The organism is Kineococcus siccus (assembly GCF_009906795.1).
Lineage (GTDB): Bacteria > Actinomycetota > Actinomycetes > Actinomycetales > Kineococcaceae > Kineococcus > Kineococcus siccus.
This window is the reverse complement of sequence record NZ_JAAALN010000174.1, coordinates 1-9,239: the sequence shown is the minus strand read 5'-3', so window position 1 is coordinate 9,239 and position 9,239 is coordinate 1. Positions and strand designations below refer to the sequence as shown.

The 9,239-nt window shown below is 75.4% G+C and carries 11 protein-coding genes; 6 read left to right on the top strand and 5 right to left on the bottom strand.

The features are described from left to right. The first annotated feature begins 102 nt into the window (after nt 1-102). From GTR02_RS16590 to GTR02_RS16565, 6 genes are all read left to right on the top strand, one after another. The gene (locus GTR02_RS16590) at nt 103-1,503 is read left to right on the top strand and encodes a PIG-L family deacetylase (protein ID WP_166608604.1); all 1,401 of its coding nucleotides are present in this window, start codon (nt 103-105) and stop codon (nt 1,501-1,503) included. Next, on the top strand, nt 1,500-2,192 hold the full coding sequence (locus GTR02_RS16585) for a glycosyltransferase (protein ID WP_205709452.1): 693 nt from the start codon (nt 1,500-1,502) through the stop codon (nt 2,190-2,192). The genes GTR02_RS16590 and GTR02_RS16585 overlap by 4 nt, the downstream gene beginning before the upstream one ends. Before the next feature lie 28 nt (nt 2,193-2,220). Continuing rightward, a complete protein-coding gene (locus GTR02_RS16580) occupies nt 2,221-2,994 on the top strand; it encodes a TSUP family transporter (protein WP_166608603.1) in 774 nt (257 codons plus the stop codon). 157 nt (nt 2,995-3,151) lie between these two features. After that, a complete protein-coding gene (locus tag GTR02_RS16575) occupies nt 3,152-4,246 on the top strand; it encodes a fatty acid desaturase family protein (protein WP_338073875.1) in 1,095 nt (364 codons plus the stop codon). Nucleotides 4,247-4,425: 179 nt separating this feature from the next. Next, entirely contained in the window at nt 4,426-5,175 is a 750-nt protein-coding gene (locus GTR02_RS16570) for a polyprenol monophosphomannose synthase (protein ID WP_338073874.1), read from the top strand. A 147-nt stretch (nt 5,176-5,322) separates the two neighbouring features. After that, the gene (locus tag GTR02_RS16565) at nt 5,323-6,498 is read left to right on the top strand and encodes an EAL domain-containing protein (protein ID WP_166608601.1); all 1,176 of its coding nucleotides are present in this window, start codon (nt 5,323-5,325) and stop codon (nt 6,496-6,498) included. A gap of 38 nt (nt 6,499-6,536) precedes the next feature. On the opposite strand, the gene GTR02_RS16560 is transcribed toward GTR02_RS16565, so the two are convergent. From GTR02_RS16560 to GTR02_RS16540, 5 genes are read right to left on the bottom strand one after another with little or no spacing between them, the layout of a single operon-like run. After that, nucleotides 6,537-7,034: a hypothetical protein gene (locus GTR02_RS16560; protein WP_166608600.1), complete on the bottom strand. Its 498-nt coding sequence runs from the start codon at nt 7,032-7,034 to the stop codon at nt 6,537-6,539. A 7-nt stretch (nt 7,035-7,041) separates the two neighbouring features. Continuing rightward, nucleotides 7,042-7,404, bottom strand: coding sequence for a response regulator (locus tag GTR02_RS16555; protein WP_166608599.1), 363 nt, complete (start codon nt 7,402-7,404; stop codon nt 7,042-7,044). Nucleotides 7,405-7,408: 4 nt separating this feature from the next. Continuing rightward, on the bottom strand, nt 7,409-7,945 hold the full coding sequence (locus tag GTR02_RS16550) for a chemotaxis protein CheX (RefSeq protein ID WP_166608598.1): 537 nt from the start codon (nt 7,943-7,945) through the stop codon (nt 7,409-7,411). Next, nucleotides 7,942-8,325: a response regulator gene (locus tag GTR02_RS16545; RefSeq protein WP_166608597.1), complete on the bottom strand. Its 384-nt coding sequence runs from the start codon at nt 8,323-8,325 to the stop codon at nt 7,942-7,944. Before GTR02_RS16545 ends, GTR02_RS16550 begins: the two co-directional genes overlap by 4 nt. After that, nucleotides 8,322-9,152, bottom strand: coding sequence for a CheR family methyltransferase (locus tag GTR02_RS16540; protein WP_166608596.1), 831 nt, complete (start codon nt 9,150-9,152; stop codon nt 8,322-8,324). The genes GTR02_RS16545 and GTR02_RS16540 overlap by 4 nt, the downstream gene beginning before the upstream one ends. Nucleotides 9,153-9,239 lie beyond the last annotated feature (87 nt).

Here is a 9,239-nt window from a genome sequence, read left to right as displayed (position 1 = left end):
GGGCCGGCGGCTGTTCGCCGTCGAGCTCGGGCAGCCGGGCGTGCGGGTCGTCGACGGTGCGTGGGTCTCGCGCGGTCTGCCGGACGTGCCCAGCGGGCCGGCGTGAGCACGCCGGGCTCCGATCACGACGGGACCACGCACGACGGGTTCACGCACGACGGGCTGGGGACCCCCGAGGCGGACTGGCTGGCCTGGCCGGGGCTGCGCGACCTGCCGCCCGCGGACACCGGCGGCCTGACGCACCTGCTCGTCGTGGCCGCCCACCCCGACGACGAGACGCTGGGCGCCGGGGGCCTGCTCGCCGTGGCCGCGGCCGCCGGGGCCCGCGTGGACGTGGTCGTCGCGACCGACGGCGAGCACTCCCACCCCGGGTCCCCCACGCACTCCCCCGACGACCTCGCGCGCCGGCGCGCGGCGGAGGTCGAGCGGGCCGTGCGCGGGCTCGCGCCGGCCGCGCGCCTGCACCTGCTGCACCTGGGCGACGGTGCCCTGGCCGGGGCGGTCGAGCGCCTCGCCGCCCACCTGCGTCCCCTCGTGGGCGAGGACACCCTGGTGCTCGCACCCTGGGCCGGGGACCGGCACCCGGACCACGAGGCGGCGGCCCGGGCCGCCGCGGACGCGGCGGCCGGGACGAGCGCCCGCGTGTGGGCCTACCCCGTCTGGGCCTGGCACTGGGCGCGCCCGGGTGGGCCGGAGGTCCCGTGGGCGATGGCGGTGCGCCTCGACCTCCCCGCGGACGCGCTGCGGCGCAAGGCGTCTGCGATGGCGGAGCACACGACCCAGACGCGGGCCCTGTCCCCCGCGGCCGGCGACGAGGCGCTGCTGCTGCCCGGCGTCCTCGACCACTTCACCCGGGACAACGAGGTGTTCCTCACCGCCGCGCCGGGTGCGGCCGACAGCCTCGGCGCGGAGTTCTTCGAGGGGTTCTACGCCGAGAACGGCGACGACCCGTGGGGTTTCGAGGACCGCTGGTACGAGCAGCGCAAGCGCGACCTGACCCTCGCGTCGCTGCCGCGGGCCCGCTTCCGCCGCGGGCTCGAGGTCGGGTGCAGCGCCGGGGTGGCGACCACCGGCCTCGCCGCGCGGTGCGAGGAGCTGCTCGCGCTGGACGCCTCCCCGTCCGCGCTGCGCCGGGCGGCCGCGCGCCTCGGGGCGGGGTCGAACGTCGAGCTGCGCGAGGCCGTCGTCCCCCGCGACTGGCCCGCCGGCACCTTCGACCTCGTGGTGCTCGCGGAGGTCGGCTACTACTGCAGCCCCGCCGACCTGCAGCGGCTGGCCGCGGCGGCCTGCGCGGCCCTCGCCCCCGACGGGGTCCTCGTGGCCTGCCACTGGCGCCACCTCGTGCCCGAGTACCCCGGCACGGGCGACGAGGTCCACCGGGTGCTCCGCGCGCAGCCCGGCGTGCAGGTCCTGGCCCGCCACGAGGAGGAGGACTTCCTGCTCGAGGTGCTCGTGCCCGCGCCGGCCGTCTCGGTGGCGCGCGCCGCGGGCCTGACCCCGTGACGCGCGCGTCGCGCGTCCGGCGGCTGGTCGCGGTGGTTCCCGCGCGCGACGAGGAGCTGCTGGTGCGCGGCTGCGTCACCGCGCTGCTGCGGGCGGCGCGGCGGTGTCCCGTCCCCGTCGACGTCGTGGTCGTCGCCGACCGCTGCCGGGACGCGACCGCGGACGTCGCCCGCGCCGCCGGCGCCAGGGTCGTCGTGCCGCCCGGGGGGCGCGGGGGAGGTGGCGTGGGCGCCGCCCGGGCGGCCGGGGCGGCGGCGGCGCTGGCGGGGCTCGACCCGGACACCACCTGGATCGCCTGCACGGACGCCGACTCGCGAGTGCGGGCCTGCTGGCTGCGGCACCAGCTCGAGCACGCCCGGCGCGGCGCGGACCTCGTCCTGGGCCTGGTGCGGCTGCCGCCCGACCCCGGCGGCGGGACCGCCGGGTGGCGCCGCCGGTACGCCACCGGCGTGCGGGGGGACACCCACCGCCACGTGCACGGCGCCAACCTCGGGGTCCGCGCCTCGGCCTACCTCGCGGCGGGCGGCTTCGCGGCCGTGCCGGCCCACGAGGACGTCGCGCTGGCCGGGGCCGTGCGCGCCCTGCCCGGCGCACGCGTCGTGTCCGCGGTGCACTGCCCCGTGCTGACGAGCGACCGGCGCGCGGGCCGCACCCCCGCGGGCGTCGCGCACGACCTGCGGAGCGCGTGAGGAGCGGCCCGCACGACACTGGGGCACCGTGACCCTCGTCGTGGTGCTCGGCCTCGCCATCGGGCTGCTGCTCGGGCTCCTGGGCGGCGGCGGCTCGATCCTCGCCGTGCCCGCGCTCGTCTACGGCGCCGGTGTGCCCCTCGCCTCGTCGGTGCTGACGTCGCTGCTCGTCGTCGGCGTCTCCTCCGCCACCTCGGTGCTGCCGCGGCTGCGGCTCGTGCAGTGGCGCCTGGCCGCCGTGATCGGCGGCTCGGGCGTCGCGTCGGCCTTCGCGGGGGCGGCGCTGAACCGGCGGCTGGACCCCCGCGTGGTCCTGGTCGGCTTCGCGGTCCTCATGGTCGTGGCCGGGGTGCGGATGCTGCAGGGCACGGGGGCGGGCACCGCGTCCAGCGTGCGTGACGACGGCACTCTCGACTGGCGGCGGTGCCTGCCGCGCGCCGTGCCGGCGGGGCTGGCGGTCGGCTTCCTCGCGGGGCTGTTCGGCGTCGGGGGCGGCTTCCTGGTGGTGCCCGCCCTCGTCCTGCTGCTCGGGCTGCCCATGGCCGCCGCCGTCGCGACGTCGCTCGTCGTGGTCGTCCTGAACTCCGCGTCCGGCTTCGCGGCGCACGCGGGTGAGGCGCCCGTCGACGCCGGCGTGACCGCGGCCTTCACCGTGGCCGCGGTCGCGGGCTCGCTCGCGGCGGCCCGCCTGGCCCCGCGCGTGCCCGCGGACCACCTGCGCCGCGGGTTCGCCGTCCTCGTCCTCGTCGTGGCGGCCCTCGTGGTCGGGGAGAACCTGCTGTCCCCCGGCGCGGTGGCCTGAGGCGGCCGGGCCGTACCCGGAGGGCACCGGGGCCCGTACGGCGGTCTCATGTGCCGGGCCCGGGGTGCGTGCGAGCCTGGCCAGGCCCCCGGGTCAGCCCAGGACCGGCACCCGCCAGGTGGCCCCCCACCACGATCGCGCCAGCAGGAGAAGAACCGTGACCACGTTGACGTCCGAGTCCGCGACGCCCCGCGACGCAGCCCCCTCGCGTCCCCGCGACCGCGCCGTCGCCGGCTACAAGGACCTCGTCGCGATGGTCCAGGAGACCGGCCTCATGCAGCGCCGCCGCGGCTTCTACGTCGTGCGCATCACCACCACGCTGCTCGCCCTGGCCGGCATCGTCGCGGGCGTCGTGCTGCTGGACGGCAGCTGGTGGACGCTCCCGCTCGCCGGCGCCCTCGCCCTCGTCATGACCCAGGGCGCGTTCCTCGGCCACGACGGTGCGCACCGCCAGATCTGGGCCTCGCACCGCGCCAACGAGTGGACCGGGCGCGTCTTCGCCTGCCTCGTCGCCGGGCTGAGCTACGGCTGGTGGATGGGCAAGCACAACAAGCACCACCAGGCCCCCAACCAGAAGGGCATCGACACCGACATCGAGAGCGACGTCGTGTCCTTCCACACCGAGGCCGCCGAGAGCCGCCGCGGCCTGCTCGCCTTCTTCACGCGCCGCCAGGGCTGGTTCTTCCCGCCGCTGCTGCTGCTCGCCGGGGCGAACCTGCACGTCGACAGCCTGCGCACCCTGCTCGGCCGCAAGGCCCCCAAGCGCCGCTTCGTGGACCTGGGCATGATGGCCGCGCACTGGACCCTCTACGTCGGGTTCCTGCTGACCTTCACGAGCCCCGGCCTGACCGCCGCCTTCGTGGGCGTGCACCTGGCCGTGTTCGGCGTCTCGATGGGTGGCGCGTTCGCCCCCAACCACATGGGGATGCCGATCGTGCCCAAGGGCGTCAAGGCGAACTTCCTCAACCGCCAGGTCGCCATGTCCCGCAACATCTCCGGCGGGTTCCTCATCGACCTCGTCATGGGTGGGCTGAACTTCCAGATCGAGCACCACCTGTTCCCGAGCATGCCGCGCCCGAACCTGCGCAAGGTGCAGCCGATGGTCGCCGAGTTCTGCGCCGAGCACCGCATCACCTACACCGAGACCACGTTCTTCGGGGCCTACCGCCACATCATCGCCAACCTCAACGAGGTCGGCCTCGCGGCGCGGAACCCGTTCACGTGCCCGCTGCGCACCGAGCTCGGCCGCTGACGCGGACCCCGCCCGCCGGAGCCGTCCCACCTCGTGGGGCGGCTCCTGCTGCGTGCCGGCGGGACGCGCCCGGGCGGGACGGCACGGCCGGGACGGCCCGCGCGCCCCGGCCGCTGGGGTAGCGTGCTGCGACCAACCGCCGGTGCACCGGTGACCCCCGAGCAGCAAGAGTGACTCCTGTGGCCCACGCCCTCCGCGCCGTCGTCGTCCTGCCCACCTACAACGAGGCCGGGAACATCGCCGGCATGCTCGACCTCGTGCTGGGCTCCCCCGTGGCGCCCGACGCCCTCGTCGTCGACGACTCCTCCCCCGACGGCACGGGGGAGGAGGTCCGCGAGGTCGCGGCCCGCTACCCCGAGGGACGGGTCCGCCTGCTCACGCGCGCGACGAAGGACGGCCTGGGCGCCGCCTACCGCGCGGGGTTCGCGGCGGCCGTGGCGACGGGCGACTACGACGTCGTCGTGCAGATGGACGCCGACGGCTCCCACCCCGTGGCGGCGCTGGTCCCCATGCTGGACGCCCTCGCCGCGGGCGCCGACCTCGTCCTCGGGGCCCGCTACGTCCCGGGCGGGGCCCTCGACGACGCCTGGCCCTGGTACCGCAAGGCGCTCTCGCGCGGGGCCAACACCTACGCGCGGCTGCTGCTGCGGGCGCCCGTCGCCGACCTGACCGGCGGGTTCAAGGCCTGGCGCGCGGGGCTGCTGGCCTCCCTCGACCTGGACGTGCTCACGGCCGCCGGGTACGCCTTCCAGATCCAGACGACGCTCGCGGCCCTCGAGCGCGGGGCGGTCGTGCGCGAGGTGCCCATCCTCTTCACCGAGCGCACCCACGGCACGTCCAAGATGTCGCAGGCGATCATCGCCGAGGCCATGGTGGCCGTGGTGCGCATGCGCCGGCACGGGTCCAGCGGCACCCGCGGGAGCCGCTGAGGGCCCCAGGCCCGGGCAGGATTGCCGACCGCCGCGCCATCTGCGAGGGTCGGTCGCCTCGACGGCCACGGTCGCCGCGTCGCGCGCGGACCGAGCGTGGCGTCACCGGCGGCTCCGCCCGGCGGAGCCCCACCCGCGGGAGGTCGGATGCCGGACGGCGACGCCGACGCCGTGGCCCAGCTCCTGGACTTGGCCCGCGACGTCCTCGGCACCCCGGTGGCGCTCCTGGTGCAGCTCGCCGCGTCGGGGGGGCCGGCCTCGGTGGACGGCGTGTCCAGCACCCTGCCGCCCGACGTCACCGACGCGCTCGTCCGGGCCGCGGACCTCGCGGGCGGCGCCGGGGTCGACGTCGTGCGGCCCGACGGCGAACCCTCGGGACGGCTCGTGGGGCTGCCCGGCGGCGAGGCCCTGACGCCCCGGCAGCTGGAGGCGCTGCACGTCGTCGCCGCCCTCGTGGCCGGCGTCCTGCACCACCGCGAGCTGCGCCGCACCGAGCGGGGCCTGCGGCTCGCCTCCCTCGACGCGCTCGTCGCCGGCCGGGGACGCACGACCGTGCTCCAGCCGATCGTGGACCTCGGCCGGGGCGTCGTCGTCGGGGCCGAGGCGCTGAGCCGCTTCACGACCCCCGACGGGCGCGCCCAGCAGCCCGAGCAGGTGTTCACCGACGCGCGCAGCGCCGGCGTCGGGCCCGCGATGGAGCGGGCCGCCGTCGTCTCGGGCCTGCAGCTGCTCCCGACGCTGCCCCCGGACACCTACCTCAGCCTCAACGCCTCCGCCGAGGCGCTGCTCGACCCGGTGCTCGGGGAGCTGCTGCTCGCCTCGCAGCCGGAGCGGCTCGTGGTCGAGGTCACCGAGCACGACCCGGTGGACGACTACGACGCCCTGGCCGCCACGACGGAGGTCCTGCGGCGCGGCGGCGTGCGCGTCGCCGTGGACGACGCGGGCGCGGGTTTCGCCAGCCTGCAGCACGTCCTGCACCTGGCTCCGGACATCGTCAAGCTCGACATCGCCTTCGTGCGGGGCATCGACACCGACCCGGCGCGGCGCGCGGTCGCCCGCGCCCTCGTCGGCTTCGCCTCCGAGCTCGGCTCGACGGTCGTCGCGGAGGGCATCGAGCACGCGTCCGAGCTGACGGTGCTGCGCGACCTCGGTGTCGCCTGCGGGCAGGGATTCCTGCTGGGCGCACCCGCGCGGACGCCGACGTGGGCGACGTCGACGGCCGACACGCTGGAGCTGCCCGTGCTGCCCAACACCGGTGGGGGCACCTCCGGCGGGGGTGCCCCCGACGGCAGCAGGGCCCCCTCCGACGGGAGGGGGCCCTGACGCACGCGCCGGCCGCTCGCGCGGCCGACCGGGGACGCTCAGAAGGTGACGATGCTGAGCGCGCCCGTGCCGTAGCGGGCGATCTTGACCGTCAGGTCGAGGCGGCTGCCCGTGCGGGTCGCCATCTCGGTGACGTCGCTGCGCAGCACCTCGCCGGGGGCGTAGGCGGCGTGCAGCTTCAGGTGCGGCGCACCCGGCACGTTGAACAGCGAGGCCATGATGTTGAGGACCTCGGCGGCGTTCTCGTGCAGGTTTGTCGGCAGCTCGCCGTCCTCCAGCGCGGCCTCGCTGGCCCCGGGGGGCAGCAGGCCGATGGCGGCACCGGCGTGCGCGGCGAGCGCGAAGTCGAAGACCGTGACCGCGGCGGAGCGCAGGTGGTCGTCGACGTACAGCGCGACCGCCGCACCCGGCGCGCCACCCACGGAGCAGGGCGTCCCGGGAACGACCTCGACGTCGCGGCCGAGGAGGTCCTCGAGCAGGTTGCGGATCGCCAGGTTCGAGGGCAGGGGGCTGATCACGGTCGTCTCGGTGGTCATCGCCCCATCACCCCAGCACCGGCTTGAGCGCCTCGGCGAACGCCTCGGGCGTGAACGGCTTGGCGATGAGGAACAGCGCGCCCGCCGCAGCGGCCTTCTCGCGCATCTCCTCGGAGCCCTCCGACGTGACGAACCCGAAGGGCACGTCCTGCCCGGAGGCGCGGAGGTTGTGCAGCATCTCGATGCCGGTCGCCTCGGGCATGTTCCAGTCGGACAGCACCAGGTCGGGCTGCTCGCTCTTGACGGCGTCGAAGCCCTCCTTGCCGTTCTCCGCCTGGACGACGTCCACCCAGTCGTAGCCCGCCTGCCGCAGCGTGCGGATGACGATCTGCCGCATCACGCGGCTGTCGTCGACCACCAGGGCCTTCATCTCGTCAGTCCTCCGTTCCGGTGTCCGTGGAAGTGTGGTGGAAGTCGTGGTGCATGGCCTGCGCGGGCGCGGCCAGCCACACGACGAAGGTCAGCCAGTGACCCTGCCAGTTGGCGTCCAGGCGTGCCGCCTGGCGCGCGGCCGAGGACGGCAGGGGCGGGGCGGCGGCGATGCCGGGCAGGCCCAGCGCGCCGGCGTCCGGCACGAGCGCCTTGACGTTGCCGCCGACGATGTTGGCGATCTCGCCGAGGGAGTCGTAGACGTCCTCGTCGGTCAGCGCACCGTCCTCCTGCAGGAGGGCGGCGGCCAGCGGCACGGCGCCGGCCTTCTCGACGACGACGCTGACGAGCCCCGGCCGGGCGCCGGAGATGCCGACGCTGGCGCAGAGCACGGCGCCCTCGATGTCGTGGGGCTCGAACGCGGCGAGCAGGGGCTCGACGTGGCCGAAGTAGGACATCCACATGGCGTCGACGATCTGCGCCAGGGCCTCGTCCTCGACAGAGTCGGGCTCGACGGGGACGGTCTCCGTGGACTGGGTCATGCTCCGGCCACCTCCGGCAGCAGGCCCAGCAGGGCCAGCTTCTCCTCCAGCGCCTCCACGGTGAAGGGCTTGATCAGGTACTCGTGCGCCCCCGCGGCCAGGGCCCGGACGATCTGCCCGTGCTCGGCCTCGGTGGTGACCATCATCATCGTCATCGCGCGGTACTCGCGGTTGGCGCGCACCTGGGTGACGAACGTGAGCCCGTCCATCACCGGCATGTTCCAGTCGACGGTCGCGAGGTCGGGCAGGGGCCCTTCCCCGAGAGCGGTCAGCGCCTGGGCACCGTCCCCCGCTTCCACCGTCTCGTACCCCAGCTTGCGCAGCGCGCCCGCGATGATCTTCCGCATGGCGCGGGAGTCGTCGACGACCAGTGCCCTCATGCCTGACCTCCGTTCTTGGGTCGGTGGACGGAGACCCGTCCGATCAGTTCTCGGTCCCAACCTTCATCGACACCGAGCGTGGTTTCTGCACCCCCGAGGAACAGGTATCCCCCGGGCCTGAGCGCCTTGCGGACCTTCGCGAGGATGCTCCGCTTGGTCTCGAGGTCGAAGTAGATGAGGACGTTCCGCAGGAACACCACGTCGAACTGCCCGAGCCCGGCGAAGGAGCTCGTGAGGTTCAACTGCTGGAACTGCACCAGCTTGCGGATGGAGTCGTTCACCTGCCACTGGGTCCCGACCCGCGTGAAGTGGCGCACCAGCAGGGGCGCCGGCAGCCCGCGGTTCATCTCCAGCTGCGAGAAGCGTCCGGCCCGGGCCTTGTCGAGGACCTCGGTGGACAGGTCGGTGGCGATGATGTCGGCGCGCCAGCCCTCCGAGAGGAGGGAGTCGGCCAGCAGCATCCCCAGGCTGAAGGGTTCCTGCCCCGTGGAGCAGGCGGCCGACCAGATCCGGATCGACCGCGCCGAGGCCCGGGCCTGCTTGAGCGCGGGGACGACGGCGGTGGAGAACGCCGTGAACGGGGCGCCGTCGCGGAACCACGACGTCTCGTTCGTCGTGAGGGCCTCGACGATGGCCGTCTGGGCCTTGCGGTCGGGGCGGATCCGGACGCCGTCGACGTAGGCCGACACGTCCGTCGCGCCGGCGGCGCGGGCCAGGGGCACGAGGCGGGACTCGACGAGGTACTCCTTGCCGGCCTCCAGCACGATCGCGCTCTCGCGACGGACGAGCGTGCACACCCACTCGAACGCCGTGGCTGTCAGTGCCATGTCACCACCTGCTCGGGGGGGTCTTGACCGCGGGGACGGTCGGGCGGAACGTCGACGGGCGTGTCGACGGGGCGGGCGGTGTGGCGG

Coding starts and splice junctions, on each gene's coding strand:
- GTR02_RS16565 (WP_166608601.1), top strand. CDS start 5,323: ATGCCGGACGGCGACGCCGACGCCGTGGCCCAGCTCCTGGACTTGGCC.
- GTR02_RS16560 (WP_166608600.1), bottom strand. CDS start 7,034: ATGACCACCGAGACGACCGTGATCAGCCCCCTGCCCTCGAACCTGGCG.
- GTR02_RS16555 (WP_166608599.1), bottom strand. CDS start 7,404: ATGAAGGCCCTGGTGGTCGACGACAGCCGCGTGATGCGGCAGATCGTC.
- GTR02_RS16550 (WP_166608598.1), bottom strand. CDS start 7,945: ATGACCCAGTCCACGGAGACCGTCCCCGTCGAGCCCGACTCTGTCGAG.
- GTR02_RS16545 (WP_166608597.1), bottom strand. CDS start 8,325: ATGAGGGCACTGGTCGTCGACGACTCCCGCGCCATGCGGAAGATCATC.
- GTR02_RS16540 (WP_166608596.1), bottom strand. CDS start 9,152: ATGGCACTGACAGCCACGGCGTTCGAGTGGGTGTGCACGCTCGTCCGT.